This window comes from Bradyrhizobium sp. SUTN9-2 (assembly GCF_003122645.1).
Taxonomy (GTDB): Bacteria; Pseudomonadota; Alphaproteobacteria; order Rhizobiales; family Xanthobacteraceae; genus Bradyrhizobium; species Bradyrhizobium yuanmingense.
This window is the reverse complement of the sequence record NZ_LAXE01000001.1, coordinates 3,628,522-3,652,813: the sequence shown is the minus strand read 5'-3', so window position 1 is coordinate 3,652,813 and position 24,292 is coordinate 3,628,522. Positions and strand designations below refer to the sequence as shown.

At 63.6% G+C, this 24,292-nt stretch carries 24 protein-coding genes; 16 read left to right on the top strand and 8 right to left on the bottom strand.

What is annotated here, in order from left to right:
• Window positions 1-548: 548 nt before the first annotated feature.
• The 8 genes from XF30_RS16905 to XF30_RS16870 all read right to left on the bottom strand — a co-directional run bounded on the left by XF30_RS16905 (window position 549) and on the right by XF30_RS16870 (window position 6,890).
• A complete protein-coding gene (locus tag XF30_RS16905; RefSeq protein ID WP_109143355.1) occupies window positions 549-1,502 on the bottom strand; it encodes a 2-hydroxyacid dehydrogenase in 954 nt (317 codons plus the stop codon).
• 90 nt (window positions 1,503-1,592) lie between these two features.
• Window positions 1,593-2,285 (bottom strand): 50S ribosomal protein L1, encoded by a 693-nt coding sequence (rplA, locus tag XF30_RS16900; RefSeq protein ID WP_025037003.1) that lies wholly within the window; start codon window positions 2,283-2,285, stop codon window positions 1,593-1,595.
• A gap of 6 nt (window positions 2,286-2,291) precedes the next feature.
• The gene (rplK, locus tag XF30_RS16895) at window positions 2,292-2,720 is read right to left on the bottom strand and encodes a 50S ribosomal protein L11 (RefSeq protein WP_109143354.1); all 429 of its coding nucleotides are present in this window, start codon (window positions 2,718-2,720) and stop codon (window positions 2,292-2,294) included.
• A gap of 129 nt (window positions 2,721-2,849) precedes the next feature.
• The gene (nusG, locus tag XF30_RS16890) at window positions 2,850-3,404 is read right to left on the bottom strand and encodes a transcription termination/antitermination protein NusG (protein WP_018647229.1); all 555 of its coding nucleotides are present in this window, start codon (window positions 3,402-3,404) and stop codon (window positions 2,850-2,852) included.
• Complete coding sequence (gene secE / locus XF30_RS16885) at window positions 3,404-3,595, bottom strand: preprotein translocase subunit SecE (RefSeq protein WP_036010992.1); 192 nt, start codon at window positions 3,593-3,595, stop codon at window positions 3,404-3,406. Before secE ends, nusG begins: the two co-directional genes overlap by 1 nt.
• Before the next feature lie 327 nt (window positions 3,596-3,922).
• Complete coding sequence (locus tag XF30_RS16880; RefSeq protein ID WP_109143353.1) at window positions 3,923-5,191, bottom strand: class I SAM-dependent methyltransferase; 1,269 nt, start codon at window positions 5,189-5,191, stop codon at window positions 3,923-3,925.
• An 82-nt stretch (window positions 5,192-5,273) separates the two neighbouring features.
• Window positions 5,274-6,290, bottom strand: a complete 1,017-nt coding sequence (locus XF30_RS16875; RefSeq protein WP_036010988.1) for a lysylphosphatidylglycerol synthase transmembrane domain-containing protein — start codon at window positions 6,288-6,290, stop codon at window positions 5,274-5,276.
• A 12-nt stretch (window positions 6,291-6,302) separates the two neighbouring features.
• On the bottom strand, window positions 6,303-6,890 hold the full coding sequence (locus XF30_RS16870) for an SIS domain-containing protein (RefSeq protein ID WP_225113231.1): 588 nt from the start codon (window positions 6,888-6,890) through the stop codon (window positions 6,303-6,305).
• Window positions 6,891-7,056: 166 nt separating this feature from the next.
• Here XF30_RS16870 and XF30_RS16865 point away from each other — a divergent pair, with 166 nt between their 5' ends.
• From XF30_RS16865 to XF30_RS16790, 16 genes are all read left to right on the top strand, one after another.
• Complete coding sequence (locus XF30_RS16865) at window positions 7,057-8,073, top strand: SDR family oxidoreductase (protein ID WP_109143352.1); 1,017 nt, start codon at window positions 7,057-7,059, stop codon at window positions 8,071-8,073.
• An 87-nt stretch (window positions 8,074-8,160) separates the two neighbouring features.
• Entirely contained in the window at window positions 8,161-9,726 is a 1,566-nt protein-coding gene (locus XF30_RS16860) for a PfkB family carbohydrate kinase (protein WP_050991860.1), read from the top strand.
• Between the two features lie 27 nt (window positions 9,727-9,753).
• Window positions 9,754-10,755 carry an NAD-dependent epimerase/dehydratase family protein gene (locus XF30_RS16855; RefSeq protein WP_036010979.1) on the top strand — a complete coding sequence of 334 codons (1,002 nt, stop codon included), beginning with the start codon at window positions 9,754-9,756 and terminating at the stop codon, window positions 10,753-10,755.
• A 5-nt stretch (window positions 10,756-10,760) separates the two neighbouring features.
• A complete protein-coding gene (locus tag XF30_RS16850; RefSeq protein WP_244608963.1) occupies window positions 10,761-11,372 on the top strand; it encodes an HAD family hydrolase in 612 nt (203 codons plus the stop codon).
• On the top strand, window positions 11,369-12,406 hold the full coding sequence (locus XF30_RS16845; RefSeq protein WP_192893174.1) for a phosphotransferase: 1,038 nt from the start codon (window positions 11,369-11,371) through the stop codon (window positions 12,404-12,406). The genes XF30_RS16850 and XF30_RS16845 overlap by 4 nt, the downstream gene beginning before the upstream one ends.
• On the top strand, window positions 12,381-13,229 hold the full coding sequence (locus tag XF30_RS16840; protein ID WP_081493800.1) for a transketolase: 849 nt from the start codon (window positions 12,381-12,383) through the stop codon (window positions 13,227-13,229). The genes XF30_RS16845 and XF30_RS16840 overlap by 26 nt, the downstream gene beginning before the upstream one ends.
• Window positions 13,230-13,239: 10 nt before the next feature.
• Complete coding sequence (locus XF30_RS16835) at window positions 13,240-14,199, top strand: transketolase family protein (protein ID WP_036010951.1); 960 nt, start codon at window positions 13,240-13,242, stop codon at window positions 14,197-14,199.
• 8 nt (window positions 14,200-14,207) lie between these two features.
• On the top strand, window positions 14,208-15,314 hold the full coding sequence (locus XF30_RS16830; protein ID WP_109143350.1) for a DegT/DnrJ/EryC1/StrS family aminotransferase: 1,107 nt from the start codon (window positions 14,208-14,210) through the stop codon (window positions 15,312-15,314).
• Window positions 15,304-16,422 (top strand): DegT/DnrJ/EryC1/StrS family aminotransferase, encoded by a 1,119-nt coding sequence (locus XF30_RS16825; RefSeq protein ID WP_109143349.1) that lies wholly within the window; start codon window positions 15,304-15,306, stop codon window positions 16,420-16,422. The genes XF30_RS16830 and XF30_RS16825 overlap by 11 nt, the downstream gene beginning before the upstream one ends.
• Window positions 16,419-17,225 carry a sporadic carbohydrate cluster 2OG-Fe(II) oxygenase gene (locus XF30_RS16820; RefSeq protein ID WP_025037016.1) on the top strand — a complete coding sequence of 269 codons (807 nt, stop codon included), beginning with the start codon at window positions 16,419-16,421 and terminating at the stop codon, window positions 17,223-17,225. Before XF30_RS16825 ends, XF30_RS16820 begins: the two co-directional genes overlap by 4 nt.
• A complete protein-coding gene (locus tag XF30_RS16815) occupies window positions 17,218-17,610 on the top strand; it encodes an LIC12192 family sporadic carbohydrate cluster protein (protein ID WP_036010940.1) in 393 nt (130 codons plus the stop codon). The genes XF30_RS16820 and XF30_RS16815 overlap by 8 nt, the downstream gene beginning before the upstream one ends.
• A gap of 25 nt (window positions 17,611-17,635) precedes the next feature.
• Entirely contained in the window at window positions 17,636-18,301 is a 666-nt protein-coding gene (locus tag XF30_RS16810; RefSeq protein ID WP_036027638.1) for a class I SAM-dependent methyltransferase, read from the top strand.
• Window positions 18,279-18,863: a WbuC family cupin fold metalloprotein gene (locus tag XF30_RS16805; protein WP_050996026.1), complete on the top strand. Its 585-nt coding sequence runs from the start codon at window positions 18,279-18,281 to the stop codon at window positions 18,861-18,863. Before XF30_RS16810 ends, XF30_RS16805 begins: the two co-directional genes overlap by 23 nt.
• Before the next feature lie 4 nt (window positions 18,864-18,867).
• Entirely contained in the window at window positions 18,868-20,628 is a 1,761-nt protein-coding gene (locus tag XF30_RS16800) for a hypothetical protein (protein ID WP_109143348.1), read from the top strand.
• Window positions 20,629-20,868: 240 nt separating this feature from the next.
• Window positions 20,869-22,842 (top strand): hypothetical protein, encoded by a 1,974-nt coding sequence (locus tag XF30_RS16795; RefSeq protein ID WP_146207713.1) that lies wholly within the window; start codon window positions 20,869-20,871, stop codon window positions 22,840-22,842.
• Window positions 22,843-23,086: 244 nt separating this feature from the next.
• Window positions 23,087-24,292 carry a class I SAM-dependent methyltransferase gene (locus tag XF30_RS16790; RefSeq protein WP_036010928.1) on the top strand — a complete coding sequence of 402 codons (1,206 nt, stop codon included), beginning with the start codon at window positions 23,087-23,089 and terminating at the stop codon, window positions 24,290-24,292.

Below are 24,292 nucleotides of genomic sequence, written 5' to 3'. Positions count from 1 at the left end.
GCGGGACCGCCGGGTTGCACCCATCGTCCCGCCCAAACCTGAACCTCCGGGTCAAAAACCCATCGGACACGCCGGGCAAGACGACAATTCAAAGCCTGCCCTCCGGGAGCCCAAGGGCCCACGGCGTGTCGAGGTCCGAACCAGACCCGTTTCGCAAAACCAGCCCTTAAAGCTGGATGCGAAGTGAAATCCGGTCTTCACCCGTCTATGCAGGCCATGCGATTAAGCCGTTGAGGAATCGAGATTCCCCGCGGGCGCCTGCAGTCTTGGACAGGACGAGGTCAGCCGGCGAACCGCCCGACCTCTGCCCGCATCCCTGCCAAAAGACGGATCTTCCTTCCTTTTCGGGCAAATCCTCACGGACGTCCTGAAAAGGAATGATCTCCTGTCGTGTCGGGTTTTCGGAATGCGTGCACGAACGCGCCAGCCGAGGCCGGCACGTCCGGAGGCGGTTCTTTAACCGCTCGGAGCCTGCTTGCCAAGAGCAAAATTCACACCAGTTCCAATCGATTGGCGGTTGGCCTTGAGATGGCCCAACAAGGGCCGATTCAGGCCGATTTGATCCGGTACGGCAGCGTTTTGCCCTCGAAGAATGCGGTCAGGTTGGCCAGCACGCAGTTCTGCATGGCGACGTGCGAATCCAGGGTGTGGCCGCCGATATGCGGGGCGAACACCACGTTGGGGAGTTCGGTCAGGGCGTCAGGCGCGTGCGGTTCCTTCTCGAAGACGTCGAGGCCCGCCCCCGCGATGGTCTTGTCGGTGAGCGCCGCGACCAGGGCCTTCTCGTCGATGACGGAGCCGCGGGAGATGTTGACGACGTAGCCCTCCGCCCCGAGGCGCCTGAGGATATCGGCGTTGACGGCATGTTGGGTCTCGGCCCCTGCCCGCACCGCGATCATCAGGACGCTGCACCAATCGGCGAGCGCCTCCAGGGTCTGAAAGTACTGATAGGGCAGATCATACCGGGTGCGGCTGAAATAGCCGACCTCGCTCTCGAAAGCAGCACAGCGCGCGGCGATCTTGCGGCCGATCTCACCCATGCCGTAGATGCCGATGCGGCGGCCGGGCATGCCGGCCTGGGGACGCATCATCGGTGACTGTTTCGAGGCCGCCCAATCGCCGCTGCGGACATATTGGTCGGCCACCAAAATCCGCCGCGTCGTCGCCAGCATCAAGGTCATCGCGATGTCGGCGACAGAAGCCGCATTGGCACCGGGGCTGTGACCGACCGCGATGTTCCGGCTGGCCGCCGCCTTCAGGTCGACGCCATCATAGCCAGTCCCATAGCAGACGATGGCGCCGAGATTCGGAAACAGGTTCATCGCCTCCGCACCGAGTGGCGAGCCGCCAGCAGTCAGCAGTGCGCGGATGCCGCCCAGCTCCTCCGCCGGAAACACCTCCCGCGCGGGCTTGCCGCCGGTGTCGAGCAGCTCGAACCGCTCGGCGAAGCGCGCCATCATCGACTTGGGAAAGCGCGAGTAGATCAGGACCTTGTCAGCCATTGTTGTTGTTTCCGAAGAGCGCCGTCACAAACGACGAGGGGCGGAATCGGTCGCCCGATCCCGCCCCTCGCCTCATGCAATTTCCAAACCTCAGCCGAGAATGGTGCCCGGCTCGACCTTCACGCCCGGGCCCATCGTCGAGGACACTGCAACGCGCTGGATGTAGGTGCCCTTGGAACCGGCCGGCTTCGCCTTGGAGACCGCGTCAGCCAGAGCCTTGATGTTCTCGACCAGCTTCTCCTCGGAGAACGAGGCCTTGCCGACGCCGGCCTGCAGGATGCCGGCCTTCTCGACGCGGAACTCGACCGAGCCGCCCTTGGCGCCCTTCACCGCACCGGTGACGTCCATGGTCACGGTACCGATCTTCGGGTTCGGCATCAGGCCGCGCGGGCCGAGCACCTTACCGAGGCGGCCGACCAGCGGCATCATGTCGGGGGTGGCGATACAGCGGTCGAAATCGATCGTGCCGTTCTGCACCTTCTCGACCAGGTCCTCGGCGCCGACGACGTCCGCACCGGCGGCCTTGGCTTCATCGGCCTTGGCGCCGCGGGCGAACACGCCGACGCGGAGCGTACGGCCGGTGCCGTTTGGCAGGGTCACGACACCGCGGACCATCTGGTCTGCGTGGCGCGGATCGACGCCGAGATTGATCGCGACCTCGATGGTCTCGTCGAACTTCGCTTTCGCGCGTTCCTTGACCATCTTGATGGCGTCCGCGAGCGGGTAAAGCTTTTCGCGGTCAATGCCTTCGCGGGCTTTGTTCAAACGCTTTCCGATTGCCATAGCCGCTTACCCCGCAACTTCCAGACCCATCGAACGGGCCGAGCCCTCGACCATCTTCATGGCCGATTCGATGGTGTCGCAATTCAAGTCCTTCATCTTCTTCTCGGCGATCTCGCGCACCTGCGCCTTGGTCACCTCGCCGGCCTTGTCACGGCCCGGCGCCTTCGAACCGGACTGGATTTTTGCAGCCTGCTTGAGGAAGTAGGACATCGGCGGCGTCTTCATCTCGAAGGTGAAGGAACGGTCCGCATAGATGGTGATGATCACCGGGATCGGGGTGTTCTTCTCTTCCTTCTGGGTCTGGGCGTTGAACGCCTTGCAGAACTCCATGATGTTGAGACCGCGCTGACCGAGCGCGGGACCGATCGGGGGCGAGGGATTCGCCGCGCCGGCCGGGACCTGAAGCTTCAGGTATCCGGTCACTTTCTTTGCCATGTATCACTCCTGTTGTGCCGGCAGGACCGGCGGTTTCAGGTTCGTGGTCTGGGTCGGATGCGGCTGGCAACCGCCCCTCCCTCCCACGGCCTCTTGTTGCGCGAGACCGAAGCCTCCCGCGTTACCCGATCAGACCTTCTCGACCTGACCGAATTCCAGCTCGACCGGCGTCGCGCGGCCGAAGATCGACACGGCGACCTTCACGCGCGAGCGCGCCTCATCGATCTCCTCGACCACACCCGAGAACGAGGCGAACGGGCCGTCGGCCACGCGCACGTTCTCGCCGATCTCGAACGACACCGACGCCTTCGGCCGTTCCACGCCCTCCTGCACCTGGTGCAGGATGCGCATGGCCTCGGCTTCCGAGATCGGCATCGGCTTGTTCTCGGCGCCGAGGAAGCCCGTGACCTTCGGCGTGTTCTTGATCAGATGGAACGCCTCGTCGGTCAGCTTCATCTTCACCAGCACGTAGCCGGGGAAGAACTTGCGCTCGGCGTCGATCTTGCGGCCGCGGCGCACTTCCGTGACCTTCTCGGTCGGAACCAGCACCAGCTCGAACAGCTCCTCGAGCCCGCGCTGCTTGGCCTGCTCGCGGATCGATTCGGCGACCTTCTTCTCGAAGTTCGAATAGGCGTGGACGATGTACCAGCGCTTGTCGGACACTTGAGCGGTTGCTGTTGCCATCATTGAATGCCCAGGAGGAAGGTGACAAGGTAGCGAATGATCAGGTCGGCGGCGAAGAAGAAGATCGAAGCCACCGCGACCATGACGAACACCATGATGGTGGTGATCGTGGTCTCACGGCGGGTCGGCCAGGTGACCTTGGCAGTCTCCGAGCGCACTTCCTGCAAGAACTTGAACGGGCTGACTGCCATCGCTTGAGGTCCAGCGTCCGTCGACAGACGCAAATGAATTTCAGGGATCCGAACAGCCGCCGTTGGCCCAGCCCTCTGTCTCGAAGGATGAGCCGGAAACCGGGCTCGATTGTTCGGGGATTTCAAGGCCGCGCCGGAAATCCGCGTCTAACGGGCCGGCTGCGAGTGCCGGGTATCTACTGCGGATGCGGCCAAAGGTCAAGGTAGAGAGAGTTCGCCCGGGCCGGCCGCCCTCCCTCCGAGGGTCGTGCAGAGGCCATGTGGATCAAGGACTTGTCGACCGCCCGGAACGCGCCATCCCATCCCCGGCAAGGCTATCGGGAGCCGTCAGTCGGCCCGGTCGACCATGGAAATCCCCGGCAGCGGCACCACGAACTTCCCGCCTTCGGCGAAATAGCGGGCGTGCTTGGCCCGGATCGGGTCGACATAGCGCCAGGCGAAGACCACGACGAACGCGGGTTTGCGCTCGTAGAGAGCGGCAGGCGGCAGGATCGGGATGTCATAGCCGGGGCCCGCCATCACCTTCCCCTTGTTGGGATCGTCGTCCACCAGGAAGTCGATCTTGTTCTCCAGGCCGAACTGCGGCAGCAGCGTCGTGGTGCCCACCGAGACGCCATAGCCGGCGACCAGCTCACCGCGCGCATGGGCGGCATCTGCCATCGCGACCAATTCGTCACGGATGGCGGCGATCCTCTTCACGTACGGCACATAATAGGCCGGCTGATCGACGCCGAGCCGGTCTTCCTCGGCAACGAAGCGCGCGACCTCGGCCGACGGTTTCTTGGCGCCGCCGGCGCGCTGCACGGTCACGCGGATCGAACCGCCCTTGGTCCAGATGTGCTGGACGTCGATCAGCTCCATGCCCAGCCGGGCGAAGAAACGGATCAGCGGCTTGATGTTAAAATACGACAGATGCTCGTGATAGACGGTATCGAGCAGGTTCTTCTCGGTGACGTCGACGCCGTATTGCGTTTCGAAGACGAACAATCCGTCCGGCGCGAGCACGTCGCGAACCCCGATCACCAGCGGATCCAGATTGTCGACATTGGCGATCATGTTGTTGGCGATCACGACGCTCGCCGCACCATGGCTCTGCAGGATGCGGCGACCGACGGCATCGGTGAAGAAATCGCCGATGGTCTCGATGCCCGCCTCCGTGGCGCGCCGCGCGATGTCGACGGCGGGATCAACACCCAGCACCCGCATCCCCCGCTCCTTGAAGAAGCCGAGCAGCGATCCGTCATTGCTGCCGAGTTCGACCACCAGCGAACCCGACGCAATGCCGAAACGGCTGACGACGTCGTCGGCATAGGTAGCGAAATGCTCGCGCAGGCCGAGTGAGAGCGAGGTGGTATAGACATAGTTTCGGTACTGGATCTCCGGATTGCCGACATGGAGGATCTGGAGGTGGCCACAGTCCCGGCACAGATGCAGCGCCATCGGCACCGCAGCGCGGAACACGGGATCGTCGACGCTGGCGTTCGGCACCTGGAAGTTCGGCGTGCCGATCGGCATGCCTGCCATCGGGACGACCAGCTCTTGCTTGTCGGAATGACAGAGGCGGCAAGTATTGCGGACGTAGAACAGGTTTTTCATCGTGCAACCGAAGAATGAGATACGCGCGCGAGTGGGATAGTCCCACCCTGTGAAGACCAGATCGGCAACGGGCTCAAGCGGGTCATGGGTGGCTCGAGGCCTCGTTGCCCAGCCCGTAGCCGGGCGCGTCCTCCGCTGCCTTGGCCACCTTGTCGGCCGAATACGAGCCGCGCTCCGGACTTGCCAGCCAGATTACGCCACCGACGAGCCCGATGATCACGCTAATGGCGCCCAGCAGGAGCGATACCGACAGCGCCTGCTCGGACGACACACCCGCCAGACCCAGGCAGGCGACCATCGCTCCCTCGCGAACGCCCCAGCCGCTGATCGAGATGGGGACCGCCGTCAACAGCACCACCGGCGGAATCAGAATGCCGGCGTCGAGGACAGAGAGCTGCGCTCCGACGCCGCGCGCCAAGGTGTAGCAGGCCGCGGCGGTGACGAGATGGATGAGGAGCGCCGATCCGAACAGCAGCGCACGGCGCTCGGACTGCAGGAGCAAAAACCTGACCAGCGTTCCGAACCGCACGAAGCTCGCGATCGCGGGAAGCGCAGTGAAGCGTTTCGGCAGACGGTCGAGCGTCAACAGGACCAGCGTGCCGGCGACGCCGGCCACCGTCAGTCCGCCGATCGCCAGGATCGCAGCGTGATTCGACACGCGCGACAACAGAAACGGCAATCCGGCCACCATCAGCACGACCAGTCCGATCAATGCCGTGAAGCGGTCGGCTGCAACGCCCTTGACCGCCTCCGGCCACTGCACGCTGCGTTGACGCAGCAGCCAGATCCGCACCGCGTCACCGCCGACCGATGACGGCAACACCTGATTGAACCAGAGGCTGGTCATCAGTATCCGCCAGCCGGCGAGCCAATCCAGCGACACGCCGAGCGCGCGCATGATCAGCTCCCACCGGCCGTTGAGCACGAAGGTCTGGACGAAGATCAGCGCAAGCGCGACGACGAACAGGACCGGATCGACCGAGACGAGATGGTCGCGCAGCTGGCGCAGGTCGAGACCGCGCGCGATGTAGACCAGCACGGCGATCGACAGCAGCAGCTTCACCGAAAACAGGGCCGCATGCTTGAATCGCGACTGCATCGGATGCCCGCCTCAGGACGCCGGATATTCCGCACGACCGATGACGAGGTCGATTGCGGCCATCATCCAGAACTGGTGCGTGGTCTCGACAATGTTGTAGCTGCGGCTGTCGACCCAGAAATTGACGTCGCCGAGATTGCGCAGCGGATTGTCCGCGTTCATGCCCGACAACGTGATCACGTCGAGCTTCATCTTGCGCGCCTGCGTGACCGCGTTGAGGATGTTCTTCGAACGCCCCGACGAGCTGATCGCGACGAGGCAATCGCCGGCGCGCGCATTCAGCCGCACGGCGTGCGCGATCCAGTCCTCGAACCCGTAATCGTTGGCAAGGCACGACATCATGCTCGCATCGCTGAAGCAGAGAGCGGGCACCGACGCATTCTTCGCCAGATCGATCGCCAAATGCGAAGCGATGCCGGCCGACCCGCCGTTGCCGATGAAGATGACGCGACCGCCCTGCTCGCGCGTGCGTAACCAGGACGCGCGCGTCGCGGAGATCCTCGCAAAAATACCGTCGTCGACCGCCGTCGCGCGATGCAGGCGCCCCACGTAATCGTCGAGGAAAGCCTTGTGGTCGGGATCGACGGATTCGGCAGGCATGGGCTGACGGCTCGATTGCAACATTACCGGGTGATACCGGCTATTACCAAGGATTGCAAAGGTATAATACTTGCAAAGTTTGCGGGCGGCTGATAGTCGGCTTTTCGGGTTTCACTCAACATTGGCGAGCCTATTTCGCTGGGCATTCGCGTCACGGATGTTCCCTATGAAATGCATTGTTACTGGCGGCGCCGGGTTCATTGGAAGTCACCTCGTCGATCGCCTGCTCGATGACGGCCATGAGGTCATTGCGCTCGATAATTTCGTGATCGGACGCGCTGAAAACCTCGCCGCACGCGCCGGTTCGAGCCAGTTGAAGGTCGTGCGGGCGGACGTCACCGATCTGGACGCGATCAAACCGTATTTCCACGGGGTGGATTGGGTCTTCCATCTCGCCGCGCTGGCGGACATCGTACCCTCGATCGAATCGCCGATCCCCTATCATCGCGCCAATGTCGACGGCACGGTCAACGTTCTCGAAGCGGCGCGGCACGCGGGCGCCAGCCGCTTCATCTATGCGGCTTCCTCCTCCTGCTACGGCATTCCGGATGTCTATCCCACGCCGGAGAGTGCCGAGATCCGGCCGATGTATCCGTACGCGCTCACCAAGAATCTCGGTGAGCAATGCGTCATGCACTGGTGCCAGGTCTACAAGCTGCCCGCCGTGGCGCTGCGCCTGTTCAACGTGTTCGGACCGCGCCATCGCACCACCGGCACCTACGGCGCCGTGTTCGGCGTGTTCATGGCACAGAAGCTGGCGGGCAAGCCCTTCACCGTGGTCGGCGACGGCGAGCAGACGCGCGACTTCACCTTCGTCAGCGACGTCGCCGATGCCTTCGTGACCGCCGCGCGCTCCGACGTCTCGCACGAGATCTTCAATGTCGGCTCGGATAACACCTACAGCGTGAACCGCCTGGTCGAGCTCCTCGGCGGCGACAAGGTCCACATTCCCAAGCGCCCGGGCGAGCCCGACTGCACCTACGCCGACATCAGCAAGATCAAGCGGGTCCTGAAATGGGGGCCGAAGGTGAAGTTCGAGGACGGCGTTGCGACGATGTTGAGGTCGATGGACCAGTACAAGGACGCTCCGCTCTGGACGGTGGACAAGATCGCCGACGCCACCAAGGACTGGTTCAAATATCTCGGTGACGACAAAGTCACCCCGCAGAAGGCAAGCCGTTGAGCAGATTCGTTCACTCCCCAATTTTGCCGCCAGCCGATCACGTCCGGGCCGGCCAACTGAGACCGACCGGCGCCTTGGGTCATTCACATGGGTAATGCTGCGACAGACAGGCCGGCCGGCCATCCGGCACCGCACGAGAAGATCAAGACGATCGAGGAACTCGGCGAGATTGCGCGCGCCGCGCAGGCTGAGGGCCTGACCGTTGCGCTCTGCCACGGCGTGTTCGATCTGGTGCATCTCGGTCACGTCCGGCACATCCTGGCAGCCCGCAACGAGGCCGACGTCGTCGTGGTGACCATCACCGCGGACCGTTACGTCAACAAGGGCCCGGGACGGCCGATCTTTCCGGAGAACATGCGCGCCGAGATGCTGGCCGCGCTCGGCACGGTCGACTGGGTCGGCATCAATCAGACCTCCAGCGCCGAGCCGGTCCTCGATACCGTGCGCCCCGACATCTACGTGAAGGGCTCGGACTACGAGAATCCCGAGGATGACGTGACAGGCAAGATCGCAGTGGAGCGCGAGGCGGTCGAGCGTCACGGCGGGCGCATCGTCTTCACGCGGGACGTGACGTTCAGCTCGTCGTCGCTGCTGAACCGTTATTTCGACATCTACGATCCGCCGCTGCGCGACTACCTCCAGAAGGTGCGCGATGGCGGCGGCGCCGAACGCCTGCTGAAGCTGATCGACAAGATCCAGGACATGCACGTCGTGCTGGTCGGCGACACCATCATCGACGAATACCAATACGTCACGGCGCTCGGGAAGGCCTCCAAGGAGAACATCGTCGCGACCCTGCTCAAGAACGGCGAGCAGTTTGCCGGCGGCGTCATTGCCGCGGCCAATCACGTCGCGAGCTTCTGCAAGTCGGTCGAGATCGTCACGACGCTGGGTGGCAACGACTACCCCGAAGAGTTCATTCGGGCGCATGTCCGCCCGAACGTAAAGCTCACGCCGATCCGCGTTCAGGGCCGTCCGACCACCCGCAAGCTGCGGTACGTCGAGATGGGCTATCTGCACAAGCTGTTCGAAGTCTACACGATGGACGATACGCCGCTCGATGAGGCCGCGCGCACGGAGATCGACCGCGTCACCGCCGAGCGCGTCCGCGGGGCCGACGTCGTCATCGTCACCGATTTCGGTCACGGCATGATCGCATCCAGCACGATCGACGCCTTGATCGCGAATTCCAAGTTCCTGGCCGTCAACGCCCAGAGCAACAGCGGCAACCACGGCTACAACCTGATCACGAAGTATCCGCGGGCCGATTACATCTGCATCGACGCACCGGAAGCGCGCCTGGCCGCCACCGACAAGTTCAACGACATCGCATCGGTGATCGAGGGCGGCCTGCATCGCAAGATCGATTGCGACAACATGATCATCACGCACGGCTCCTTCGGCTGCTACCCCTTCTCGTCGAAGACCGGCGTTGCGCGCGTCCCTGCTTTCACCAAGACCGTCGTCGACACCGTCGGTGCGGGCGATGCCTTCCTGACAATCACGGCGCCGCTGGTGGCGGCCGGCGGCAACATCGAGGACGTCGCCTTCATCGGCAATGCGGCGGGCGCGATCAAGGTCGGCATCGTCGGCCACCGCAACTCGGTCGAGAAAGCGCCGTTGGTCAAGTTCGTCACCGCGTTGTTGAAGTAGCGCGATCGAAGAATCCGGAGAACGACAGTGATTGATCGGAAATGGAATGTGATGGTCACCGGTGGCGCCGGCTATGTCGGCAGCGTGCTGGTTCCGCAATTGCTTGCCGCGGGCCACAAGGTCACCGTGCTCGACTTGTTCATGTATGGCGAGGACGTCTTCGACGCCGTTCGTGACAATCCGAACCTCCGCCTGATCAAGGGCGACATCCGCGATGAGGCCGCGGTCAACGAGGCCCTGCGCGGCAACAACGCGGTGATCCACCTCGCCTGCATCTCCAACGATCCCTCGTTCGAGCTGGACCCGGCACTCGGCAAGTCCATCAACTACGACTGCTTCCGTCCGATGGTACGCGCCGCGAAGAAGGCGGGTATCAAGCGCTTCATCTACGCCTCCTCCTCGAGCGTCTACGGCATCAAGGATGAGGCCGAGGTGACCGAGGAGCTGTCCTGCGAGCCGCTCACCGACTACTCCAAGTTCAAGGCGATGTGCGAGACCGATCTTGCCGACGAGGCCGCGTCCGGCTTCGTCACCTGCACGGTTCGCCCCGCCACCGTCTGCGGCTACGCTCCGCGGCAGCGGCTCGACGTCGTCGTCAACATCCTGACCAATCTGGCCGTCAACACCGGCCGCATCCGCGTGTTCGGCGGAACGCAGAAGCGGCCCAATCTGCACATCCAGGACATGACGGCGGCCTATCTGTTCCTGCTGCAGCAGGATGATGCGAAGATCGACGGCAAGACCTACAACATCGGCTACGAAAACCACTCGCTGATGAAGATCGCCGACATCGTCAAATCGGTGGTCGGCAACAATGTCGACGTGGCCGTCGAGCCGACCGACGATCTCCGTTCCTACCACGTGTCGTCGGAGAAGATCCGCCGCGAGCTCGGCTTTGCGCCGACGCACACGATCGAGCAGGCCGTGTCAGGGCTCGTGGACGCCTTCAGGGCGGGCCGCCTGCCGAACTCACTCAACGATCCCAGGTATTTCAACATCAAGATGATGCAGAACATCAGCCTGAAGTGAGCGGCGTGCGGATCGGCATCGATTTCGACAACACGATCATCTGCTACGACAAGGTCTTTGCCGCGGCCGCGCGCCAGCGCGGGCTGGTGCCGGAGGGCTGGGACGGGCTGAAGCCCGACGTGCGGGATTTCTTGCGATCCCGCGCCGGCGGCGAGCTTGCCTGGCAGGGGCTGCAGGGCTTCGTCTACGGCAAGGGAATCGGCGGCGCCGAGATCAACCCTGGCGTCCGCGAGTTCCTTGCCGCGTGCCGCAAGGCCGGCGCGAGTGTCCATATCGTCAGCCACAAGACGCAGTTCGGCCATCAGGATCCCGATCGGGTCGACTTGCGCGAGGCTGCGCGTGGCTGGCTGAAGAGCGCGGGTCTCATCGACACCGCCGACGCGGCGATCTCGGCGGGCAATGTCTATTTCGAGGACACGCTGGCGGCCAAGGTCGAGCGGTTGGCAAGCCTGCAGCTCGACATCTTCATTGACGATCTCGTCGACGTCTTCGAGCAGCCGCATTTTCCGAAGGCGACGCGATCGATCCTGTTCACGCAGTCGCGGCCGCCGCATCCCGCGCATTGCGAGCCGCTCGCGACCTGGGCCGATATCCACCGCGGAGTGTTCGGAGCATGAGCCAGTCGGACCTCAGCGCACAGGATGCGGTCTCGATCGGCAGCCGCCTCTCCGGGGCGCGGGTCGCGGCGGCGCAACCGGCGCGGGCCGGCGGCAACAACCGGGTGTTTCGGCTGGAGATGGCGGAAGGCCCGCCGCTCGCCCTCAAGCACTATCCGTCCGACGGGCGCGATCGGCTGGGACAGGAATATGACGCGCTCTCGTTTCTCTCGCGCCACGGTATCAATGCGACGCCGCGGCCGATCGCGAAGGATCCGGCCGCGTTCTGTGCGCTGTATCAATGGTTAGACGGTGAACCCGCGGTCCTGCATCCGCAGCCCGACGACGCCGACCAGTTGGCCGATTTCCTGATCGAGCTGCAAAAGCTGCACGACGCTGAAGGCGCGCAGACTCTGCGGAATGCGTCGGCCAGCATCTTCTCGGCCGAGGCGGCCATCGCCCAGTACGAGCAACGCCTCGACGACCTGAGGCGGACTTCGGATGATCATCCGGATCTGCGCGCGTTCATGGACGGCAGCCTGGTTCCCACCGCTGCCGTCGCGATCCGGCAACTCCGTCGGCGCTATGCGGAACAGGGCCTGGATCCCGCCGCGGACCTTGCGCCCGCCCAACGTGCATTGAGCCCGTCGGATTGCGGACTACACAACGCACTGCGCACCGACGACGGCAAATTGCGCTTCATCGACTTCGAGTATTTCGGCTGGGACGACCCGGTCAAGCTCGTGGCCGACACCGCGATTCACCCCGGCAGCGGTCTGCCCGTGGCCGATGCGAACCGATTGATCGAGCGGCTCTCGCGCGCTTTCGCGGCTGGGGATGACGCGTTTGCGGTCCGCCTTGACGTACTGTATCCTGTGTTCGGGGCGATTTGGTGCCTGATTGTCCTGAATGCCTATTTGCCGGAAAGCCGCTCCCGGCGTGCCCTGGCTGCGCAAGGTGGCGATCTGACGGTCCGCCTTGCCGGCCAGCTCGACAAAGCCCGTCGGCTCCACCAAACGATTTGCCAACGTGATCCAGATCTCACCCCACGCTGAAGCTGCTCTCACCTGCACGCTGGACGAGCGGAGCCTCTATTTGCGCCGCCTGGTCCTCGGTTCTGTCCGCTCCGCGGGACGCGGCCATGTCGGGCCTGCCCTGTCGCTGATCGAGATGGTCCGCGTGCTCTACGACGACGTACTGCGGATCGACCCGAAGAACCCGGGCGATCCCGATCGCGACCGCGCCATCCTCAGCAAGGGACACGGATGTCTGGCGCTCTATGCGCTTTTGGCCGACCGCGGCTTCTTCCCGCTGTCGGAGCTGGACGGCTTTTGCGGTCCCGACAGCATTCTGGGCGGACATCCCGAATACGGCATGGTGCCCGGCGTCGAGGCCTCGACCGGCGCGCTCGGACATGGCCTCTCGATCGGCGTCGGCCTTGCGCTCGCCGCCCGCATGCGCGAGCGCAGCTACCGCACCTTCGTGCTGCTCGGCGACGGCGAGATCAACGAGGGATCCGTGTGGGAAGCGGCGATGGGCGCGACCAAGCACGGCCTCGACAACCTCGTCGCGCTGATCGATTACAACAAGCTGCAGAGCTACGGCCCAACCGACTACGTGCTGCCGCTGGAGCCGCTCGCGGACAAATGGCGCAGCTTCGGCTTCGCCGTGCAGGAGGTCAACGGCCACGACGTCGGCGCACTGCGCACGGTCCTGAAGCAGCTCCCGGCCGTTGCCGGCAAGCCCACCGCCATCATCTGCCATACCGTCAAGGGCAAGGGTCTTCCGGCTGCGGAATCCAATGCCGATTGGCATCACAAGAACAAGCTGACCGACAGCGAGCTCGACGCCATTCGCGTCGCCGTCGGCGATTTTTGATCGGCTCCCCATGCGCAACACCGCGATGAACATGGTCCACAAGCTCGCCGCGCGCGACGAGCGTGTGCTTTACATCGGCTCCGATCCGGGTGCCGGCACGCTGCGCGCGATGAGCAAGGAGTTTCCCAAGCGCCACCTGATCGAGGGCATCTCGGAAGCGCATATCATCGGCATGTCGGCCGGTCTCGCGATGGAGGGCTTCGTGCCTTACGTCAACACCATCGCGACCTTCCTCACCCGCCGCTGCTACGAGCAGGTCGCGGTCGATCTCTGCCTGCACAATCTGCCGGTACGGCTGATCGCCAATGGCGGCGGCCTCGTCTACGCGCCGCTCGGCCCCACGCACCAGGCGATCGAGGACATCGCCATCATGCGGGCGCTGCCCAATATGACGGTGATCTGCCCGTGCGACGCCGACGAGGCTGCGCGCATGATGGAGCAGACGCTGGATTGGAAGGGCCCGATCTACATCCGGCTCGGCAAGGGCGGCGATGCCATCGTGTCCAAGGCCGAGCACGGCTTCGAGATCGGCAAAGCCATCCTGATGCGGCCGCCCGGCGACGTCCTCATGGTGACCACCGGCATCATGCTCCAGCGCGCCCTCGCCGCAGCCGACCTGCTGGCCGCGCAAGGCATTCGCGCCGGCATCCTGCACATGCATACCGTGAAGCCGCTCGATACCGCAGCGCTGCTGCAGGCGATCCGCGGCACCAGGCTCGTGGCCACGCTGGAGGAGCACGTGCCCTCCGGCGGCCTCGGCAGCGCCGTCGCGGAGGCGCTGATCGACAAGCTCGGCTCCGGTTTCCCTGCGATGCTGCGGCTGTCGCTGCCCGACCGCTTCATGCACAATTACGGCTCTCAGGACTCGCTGCTGAAGAAGCACGGGCTCTCCGCCGGCGCCATTGCGACCTCGATCGAGCATGCGCTCGCGGCGTCGCACACCCCCTCACCTCAACTTCATTCCACCTGACGGGTCACATGTACGACGTTCGATATTCCTATCTGCTCGAGCAATTCGCGGATCCCGCACCGATCCTCGCCGAGATCGGCCGGCTGGTTGCGACCGGTGACTTCACCCTTGGCAAGCCCGTCGCCGAGTTCGAGAAGCGCTTCGCCGAATTGATCGGCGTCCGGCACGCCATCGGCGTCGGATCCGGCACCGACGCGCTCAAGCTGCCGCTCAAGGCGCTCGGCATCGGTCATGGCGACGAGGTCATCACCGCCGCGAACACCTTCATCGCCACGGTCGGCGCGATCGCGGAAACCGGCGCGACGCCGGTTCTTGTCGATTGCGACGATTCCTTCTGCATGAACGTGGACCAGGTCGAGGCTGCCATCACCGGGAAGACCAAGGCGATCATGCCGGTCCAGTTGACCGGCGAGGTCACCGACATGGGCAAGCTGATGCCGATCGCGCAGCGCCACAAGCTGCCTGTGGTCGAGGACGCCTGCCAGGGCATCCTGTCGGAGTTCGCGGGAAAACGCTCCGGCACGCACGGCATCGCGGCCGGCTTCTCGCTGCATCCGCTCAAGAACCTCAACGTCTGGGGCGATGCCGGCGTCGTCGTCACCAATGACGACGGCATGAACGAAAAGCTCCGCCTGATCCGCAACCACGGCATGAAGAACCGCGACGAGATCGCGATCCTCGGCTGCAACTCGCGGCTCGATTCCCTGCAGGCCGTGGTCGGCAACTGGCTGATCGGCCAGACCAGCGAGATCACGCGCCGCAGAATCGAAAATGCGGCCTATTACGATGCGGGTCTCGCCGGCCTGCCCGGCCTGCGCGTCCCGCCGCGCCGTCCCAACGTGAAGCACGTCTACCATCTCTACATGGTGTTCGCCGAACGTCGCGACGAGCTCTACAAATATTGCCTGGACAACGGCATCGAGGCCAAGATCCACTATCCCATCCCGCTGTATCAGCAGGAAGGCCTGAAGCATCTCGGCTACGCGCCGGGCACGTTCCCGGTCACCGACCGCCATGCCAAGGAAGTCATCAGCTTCCCGGTCGACCAGCACCTGACGCGCGCCCAGCAGGACCGCGTCATCGAGACCGTCAGGAAGTTCTGCCATGGACGCTGACACCGGCCGCCGGCGCATCGGCTACGTCAATCTTCCCGCGCAGTTCGAGGAAGAGCGCGCCGAGATCATGCAGGCGGTCGAGGGCGTGTTCCAGCGCGGCGACTTCATCGGCGGGGCGGCGGTCGGAAGGCTCGAGGAGGAATTATCCGCCTATCTCGGCTCGCCGCATGTGGTGACGCTGAATTCGGGCACCGACGCGCTGATCCTCGCCATGCGGGCGCTCGACATCGGTCCCGGCGACGAGGTGATCACGCCGCCGAATTCGTTCGTGGCATCGACCGCCGCGATCATCGCGGTCGGCGCCACGCCGGTGTTTGCGGACGTGCTGCCGGACCAGAACATCGATCCGGCCGCGGTCGAGGCCGCCGTCACGCCGCGGACCAAGGCGATCATGCCGGTGCATCTGACCGGACGCATGGCCGACATGGCTCCGCTGATGGCGATCGCTGCGAAGCACGCGCTCGCCGTGATCGAGGACAGCGCCCAGGCGGTCGGCTCGACCTATGACGGCCGGATGAGCGGCACGATCGGCACCTTCGGCTGCTTCTCCGCCCACCCCTTGAAGAATCTCAATGCCGCCGGAGATGCCGGCTTCCTCGTCACTGCCAACGCCGAGCTTGCCGCAAGAATCCGACGGCTGCGCAATCACGGCCTGATCAACCGCAGCGACGTCCAGGAATGGGGGATCGTGTCGCGGCTCGACACGCTCCAGGCCGAGGTGCTGCGCATCCGCCTGCGCCACCTTTCTTCCGTGATCGAACGCCGGCGGCGCAACGCCGCGCAATACCGCGCCGAGCTCGCCGGCCTGCCCCTGTTCATTCCGCCCTGCCGGAACATCGAGTTCAACACCTTCCACACTTTCGTGGTGCAGACTGAGCGTCGCAACGACTTCCAGAAATATCTTGCCGACAAAGGCATCGAGACCGCGATCCATTATCCGGTCCCGATCCACCTGCAGCCGGCAGCAGCGCATCTCGGCCATGGCCGCGGCGCGTTCCCGGTGACGGAACGGCAGGCGGACCAGATCCTCACGCTTCCCATCAACCAGTTCCTGTCGGCCGCCGACATCAGCTATATTTGCGCGACCGCCCGGGAGTATTTTGCATGACGGACACGGACTTCCTGCACGCCGACGAGCAGGCGCTGGCGCAGCGTTTCATCGACGATGGCTTCGTCACCACCCCGGCCGACGATCGCGCCGGGCTCGACCGGATCCAGCGCCGTGCTGCCGAGCTCGCGGCGGACTATCTGAAGCTGCCGCACAGCAACGATCCCTACGCGATGCTCGACACCATCCACACGCGGGTGAGCGTGGATGATCTCAACGGCCTGCGGCTGCACGTCTTCAACGGCCTCAACGCCGAGCCCTGGTTCCGGCCGACCTATTTCCGCCTGGCGCGCTCGACCATCGAGACCATCGTCGGCAACGAGCTCTGCATGCAGCGCCGCGTCAATCTCAGCATCCAGCTTCCCGGCGACAGCTCCTCGCTGCTCGCCACCCATTCCGACGTCTGGTCGGGCGACTCGCCGTTCGAGGTCGTGGTGTGGGTGCCGCTGGTCGATGTCCACCGCACCAAGTCGATGTATCTGCTGCCGCCGTCCCTGAACGGCGAGATGCAGGACCGGATGGCGGCCTTGCGCAGCGCCGAAGAGCTCTACAAGACCATCAAGCCGCACGCGACCTTCATCGAGATTCCCTACGGTCACGTCATGCTGTTCAACCAGACCCTGATGCACGGCAATCGCGTCAACGAGGAAGCCGGCACGCGCTGGAGCATGAACTGCCGCTTCAAGAGCATCATGTCGCCCTACGCGGACAAGCGCTTCGGCGAGTTCTTCGAGCCGATCCTGCTGCGCCCCGCAACCCGTGTCGGGATGCAGTACAAGCTGCCGGGAGGCTTCCATGGCTGAGCGAGCCGGCCACCGCGGCTATATCGGCGCCAGGCCGCTGAACGGCAGCCGCACCCCGCAGCACGTCCAGAACATCGTGATCCGCGACTATGCGCGGCGCAAGAACCTGCACTATCTGTTGAGCGCCGCCGAGCACACCATGCCCGGCAGCTACATGGTGCTGGAAGACATCCTGGACGAGCTGCCGCAGCTGCGTGGCCTGATCCTCTACAGCATCTTCATGCTGCCGCCCGACGAGGCTCGGCGGCGGCAGATCTACGACCGCGTGCTGCGCGAGGGCTGCGATCTCCATGCAGCGGTCGAGGAGATCACGCTGGCGTCTCAGAAGGACATCCAGGCCGTCGAGGACATCCTGCTCGTCAACAGGTTCGCGACTATCCTGTGATGATGCCGCGGACCGGTTGGCCCACATGACCGAGATCAACCTGCTCCAGCCGATGCACGCATCGACGAGGCGGGACTACGTCCAGCGCGTGGTCGAGCACGACAAGGCGGAATCCGCCACTGTGGCGCGGCAATGGGGACGCGACTATTGGGACGGCGACCGGCGCTACGGCTACGGCGGCTATCGCTATGACGGACGGTGGCGCCCGCTCGCCCAGACCCTGATCGATCGCTACGGCATCAAACCGGGCATGAGCGTACTCGACGTCGGCTGCGGCAAGGGCTACCTGCTCTATGAGTTCACCCAGCTCGTCCCCGATCTCAGGATCGCCGGCATCGACATCTCCGAGTATGGCATCGCCAACGCCAAGGAGGAGGTGCGGCCGCATTTGAAGGTCGGCAGCGCCGTCGAGCTCCCCTACCCCGACCACAGCTTCGACCTCGTCGTCTCGCTCGGCGTGCTGCACAACCTTCCGCTCGAGGACGTGTTCCGCGCGGTGCCCGAGATCGAGCGCGTCGGACGCGGCACCTCGAAATATCTGATGGTCGAATCCTTCCGCAACGAGCGCGAGAAGGCCAATCTGCTTTACTGGCAGCTCACCTGCCTGAGCTTCCACGGCCCGCAAACATGGGCCTGGATCTACGACAAATGCGGGTATCGGGGCGACCATGGGTTCATCTTCTTCGAATGAGGCAGGCCTGCACCGGCCGACCTCGTTGCGCGCGCAAAATCCGGAAGTGTACTATTCGGACGATGCCATCGTCACCGCGGACGATGCCACGATCGCGGAGCTGAAGCGCATCGCCGCCGGCAACCCGCGCCTGCGCAGTCGGCTGTGCACGCATCCCGATCCTTCGTCCGGACTGCACGAGATGCTGATCGTGCACCATCGCGAAGCCTATGTGCGGCCGCACAAGCACCTTGGCAAACCTGAATCGTTCCACGTGATCGAGGGGACCGCGCAGGTCGTGATCTTCGAGGACGACGGCGGCATTCGCGAGGTGCTCGAGATGGCGCCCTACGGTCAGGGCAAGCGCTGCTATTATCGCATGCCGGAACAGGTCTTCCACTCGATCCTAATCACCTCGGAATGGCTGGTATTTCACGAAACCACCGCCGGCCCGTTCGATCCTTCGCGCACGGCATTTCCCGACTGGGCGCCTGATGGCAGCGACGCTGCCGCGGTGCAGGACTACGTCACAAGAATTGGTAGGCTCGCCGCGGAGCATCTGAACAAACGAGGCAAAGCCTAGGACCATGGTCACCCCCGTCGGTTTCGACGATGCTCGCACGAATGTAGATCCGAAAGCTGCGGCTCTCCGACAACGGGAGCGGGCGGGCATTGGATACGTCTACGTCGCTCTGGTTCTCGCCTTTGTTACGGCCGTGCCCGCGCTGTTCGCGCGTGAGGTCTTCGGCGACGATTGGACTGTGTACTACATCTATTGGACTCAAGGTGCCGCTGGCGTCGCTCGCGTGCTGTGGGAGTCGGCACACGCCGGCTTCGCAATCCCGATGACGCTGTTTGTGGCGCTTTTGAACGATACTCCCGATGTCTCTGCGCGGCTCGCGGGACTAGCCTGCCATCTGGTCAACGGCGTGTTGCTTCACTCCGTCCTGTCGCGATCATCCTATACGAGACGGATCGCCGGTCTTGTCACGGCTCTGTTCCTGCTCAGCCCGTTCTATGCAATTCGCCTGACACTCAACGCGGTCTACGACTTCTTCCTGCTCTTCTATCTGCTGTCCTACGAGCTGTCCTATTCGAAGGTGCGGGCGCTTCGATGGAGCGCACCTTTTTGTCTGTTATTCGCGTTGTCGCTCGAGACTCTGATCGCCCTCGAACCGGTTCGCGTCGTGCTCACCTGGTCTGGTCCCGAGCGGTGGAGGCAGAAACTCGCGCGTCTTGTACCGTTCTGGCTGGCCGTTGCAGCCATGATCGTTCTGCGACTGACAATTCTGGGGAAGAGCGGCCACTACGCCGGACAATACAGTTTCGCGAACGATTTCTCGATCATAGCCAATGCGCTCTATGCGCACCTCATGGCCTTCCCGAGCGGCCTGAGCTACGCATATTCTCACGGGGTTGCGCTGCTGGGGCTTCCTGTTTCCGCGGCAGTGACATTGGCCACGATCGCCGTCTTTGCCCGGTTCTCATCGACAGCATTGTGGACGCCCTGGCTGCTGAACGGCCGCTCGACCACGAATGCGATGCTTCTGCTGCTGGTGCTGGGAGCCGCGATTGCCCTCATCGGCGCGCTGCCCTACGCTCTTACCGGAATTTATGGCGACGTGACGCGGGGCGAGTCCAGGCTACTCTTTCCCTCGCAGTTCGGCGTCTTGATCCTGATGGCGACCGTTGTGCAGGCGATTCCGGGATCGCGCGTCCGCGCAGCCGTCGCGGGGGGCTTGGTCGCGATCTTCGCCTTGTCGTCGGCTCACGATTCCAAATGGCTGCTCTACGACGGGTTGCTCAGCAGCGACATGCTGCGGCAAGTCCGAGCAGCCTTGCTCGCGGACCCCGAGCCAAAGGTCGTTAAGCTCCAGTTCGAGAACTCGCACGTCTTCTCGTTCCGCTCACGATGCCTCGGCGGCAATGACATGAACGTGGCACAGACGATCCTGCGGGATGAAAATCGCGAGCGGTCGTTTATCTACACGGACTACTGCGGGGATTTTACTGATCCTCATTTCGTTGTGAACGGCAACTGCCCGGTTTCCTACCTCGAGACCTTTCCTTGCCCACCCCGTCGCGAGACCTGGCGCTATCGCGCCGCCCCGGGAATTCCACGACCCGACGACATTGGATTCATCGAGCTTCTGACGGCGACCCTCGGAAATAACTCCTCGGCCACGGAGGGCCGCGGTGAACTGATGCAGTTGAAGGATGGAGAGCCGGCCCCTGTGGCGAGAGCCGAGTATCGGCCGCCTTGCAATCGGCCTGGCGTCCGAGGCGCAGCCTGGTTGCTGGCGCTGCCCGCCCCGGCATGTGAAGGTGCTGCCTCTGGAGTTCGCTAGAGCATGCGTCAGCCATGGAGGGTTCCAGCGCCCGTCATCCAGACACAAACATTGCCATGCCGGAGGCAACCACGGGCTTCGCGGGATTGTTCAGGGAACGCTGTGGTGGTAGAAGCGCCTCGCAACGGGAAGTTCAGGCAATTGGGGACTGGACGTGATTTCAGAGAAAGTTAGATTTTCCGCTGTGTTCGACGCAGCCTCCTCCCCGACTTCGATCGTAGCTAGCCTCGAGACCTCCTAGTGGAGTACACAAGGGAATTCTCGATCGCCGCCAGAGCTGTTGTGGCCGCCCTGCTGGGATGCGCCGTCGCCTACGTGGTGCTGCTGCTGGTGAAAAATCACCTTCCGTCATTTCAATCAAATTTCGTCGAAGGCTTCGACATGGCCTTGGCAGACAGGAATTGCGATTTCTGCAAGAAGGCGTTCTACGGCTCGTTCTTCCTGTCCGGGCCGATTGCGGCAGCAGCGGCATTGTACGCGACGTATCGATCATCGGGCTCGCTCGCACTGAGCGCCATCACGGCGAGCTTCGTCTATCTTGCCCTCGGCGCTGCCAACGATTGGAGGAGCCCCGGGATCGCGATCGCCCTGCTGGCGGTCGCCGCTATCACCGTCGCGCTCAATCGAGACGCCAACAATTACCTTCCTGCTGCAAAACCCTCGACCGACACCCGGTTCAGCGTGGGGGCCGGCGATCTGCTCGCGATCATATTCCTCGCTCTGCTGCTGATCCCCTCCGACCTCGAAGGCCTGACCGCGGCCGTGAGGGACGAAGCGCACAAGGTAAGTTACTTCATCGGTCCCGCGCTTTATGGCTACGCCCCCGGGCTCGTTCCCGGATTGGACTTCCATTCGCATTACGGCCCTGCGCTCGGCTGGTTCTTTCATCTCATCATGGGAGATGGCTGGAAATCGGCGGCGATGCGAGCGGTCGGATTGAACATCGCGGTCACGCTCGCGACCTACGTCCAGGCCTACTTTCTTCTGTATTACTTGATCCGCTCGAAGCTTGCCGCGATCGCCGTCATCACGGCGCTCGCCGTGCTGGCTTTCTCTACGACCGGCCAGTTCTACTCGCCATCTGCCTACCCGACGCGATTTCCGCTCTTGATCGTCTTTGCGCTCGCGATCAGCCTGCACTGCACCGCTCCCGGGCGCCTGACATGGCTAATCCTATCGGCCATCATGTGCGCCGTCTCGCTGCTCTGGCAGACCGAGATCGGGCTGTTCTTCCTTGTGACGGGTACCTTCGTCGCGGCGATCGCCGGAGGGTTTCCGAACTATCGCAATGCCCTCGTGTTCGCAGTCACATCGATAGGTGCCGCAATCCTGATGTGCCTGGTGCTGTTCGGCACGAGAGCCTTCTCCCTGGAGTTTCTGATCGAATGCTTTCGCCCGCTCGTACTCTACGGGACCGGGTGGGGAAGCACGCCCATCAAATGGGACTTGGGCTGGGGCATCATCTACAATCTGCCGCTCCAGATCGTCGGATGCATCACTGTCGGCTGGGCCGCGATCCGGCTGTCACGGCCCTCCGATTCTTGGCATGACCGGTTCGTGACCGGGATTCTGCTGACGCTGTCGATGATTGGCATGGCGCTGATGATCAAATGGGTCAACCGGACGCTGGACGCTGTCTGGCACCAGAACGCGTTGCCGCTGGTGATGGTCTCGGCCTGGTGGATCCGCCAGTTTTCAACGGGGTGGCAACCGTCGTTCCGAAGAACCGCCGGCGCCATAACGGCCGCTGCGACCGTTCTTGCGCTGCTGTTCGTCCAGGACAAGAACAATCCCCACCTCTACGGCCTGAGATCGTATGCAACTTATCCCAGCCTTCTGCGGTGGCCGTTCGTCTCGAGCCCGGCGGTCACGTGGCAGGAGGACCTGGATCAGATCACCGAGGCCGATGCGAAGTTCATCCAGGATAAAACCAGGCCAGACGAGAGGGTTCTGGTCATCGCCCTCAGGGATTGGGCCTATCTGGCCCAGGCCCATCGGGCGCCGATGGCCTATTTCATGCCGTTCCTGGTGTCCTTTGACGCGCGGTTCCTGGATCGCTCGATGAACCCGGCGGACCGGCTGTTCTACGACAGCATGGTTGAGCGCAGGCCGGAGTACCACCATGTTCAAGAGGTCATGAAGCGGATCAAGCGGGATTTCGTGGCCGTGGAGACCCGGGGTAATTTGACACTCTACGAGCGGCGGCGGCCTTGACGTCGACCGTGCTCGCAGCCGTCGCGCGCGTACATGGCCGGCCGCATCCACCTCCAATTGAGGGACGGCGGCACGTCTTGCAAGACCTATCCACGGCTGCTACCTGCTTTGGCCGAGAACGCACAGGCCGGAGGAATGCCCCGCGTAACCCGGTTATGATGTATCCGGGAGCGTCTCGTTGCCGGCCACGCCGGTTTCCATTGAAGGTCGCCTCGTCAGACCTGCTCAAATGCGAGAATAATCAGTGACCGATCATTGCCGCCTCTGCCATTCGACCAACCTGCGACCGGTCATCGACCTCGGGCAAATGCCAATCGCGCATCGACTTCGGCGCAGCCGGAACGAGCAGGAGGAGCGGTATCCGTTCGAGGTCCTCGCCTGCGGCGACTGCGGCCTGCCGCAGATCGTCAAGCCGATTGATCCAGACATCCTCTATCGCCAGTTCAACTACAATTTCAGCAGCTGGAAGCCGGAGCCGCACCAGGTCGACGAGCTCGACACCATCGCGAAATTCTCGAAGCACCAATCCGTGTTCGAGATTGGATGCAACGACGGCCTGTTCATGGATAAGTTGCGCGAACGCGGCGCGAAGGTCTTGGTGGGTGTGGAGCCCAACCCCGTGTCGGGCAAGATTGCCCGCGAACGCGGCATCAAGGTCTATTCCGACATGATCAGCCCGGCCCTGTGTCACGACGCGGTCGCCCAGTCCGGCAAGTTCGATCTTGTGGTCTCGCGCCAGGTGCTGGAGCACATCGTCGATTTCGAGAACTTCTTCGACTGCGTGAAGATCGCGCTCAGCGACGACGGACTGCTGTTCATCGACGTGCCCGACTTTGATCCCGGTTCGACGGCGGGCGACCTCTCCGTGCTGTGGGAGGAGCACGTCAGCTACTTCACCGAGCCGACGCTACTCGCGCTCTTGGTCCGCCACGGCTTCGAGGCCGTCTCGGTGAAGAAATACAATTTCAGCGGCGGCAGCCTCGCGATCGCCGCCCGTCGTGCAACCCGCGACGTGACGCCGCCGCCTGCGCCCTCCGGCGTCGGCGAGAAATTCGGCCAGCGCGCAAGGGAGTACGGCGCGCGCCTGCGGCCGATCCTCGCCAAGGCCCGTGCGAACGGCGCCGAGATTGCCATCTACGGCGCGGGCTGCCGCGCCTGCACCTTCACCAACGCGCATGAGCTGGCGGAGCTCGTCGATCTCTCCGTCGACGACCAGAAGGAGCGCCAGGGGCTGTTCCTGCCCGGCACCGGCATACCGATCCGTTCGCCGGACGAACTCGCCGGCAAGTCGGAGCCGCTCGTCTGCCTTCTCGCCGTGAACCAGGAAAACGAAGCCAAGGTCAGCAGCCGGCTGCGCGAGAACGTGAAGCGGCCGCTGCACATCGTTTCGATTTTCGCGCCCTCCGACATCTGGAGCGAGCTCGACCGGCTCGAGGCGGCCTTGGGTTAG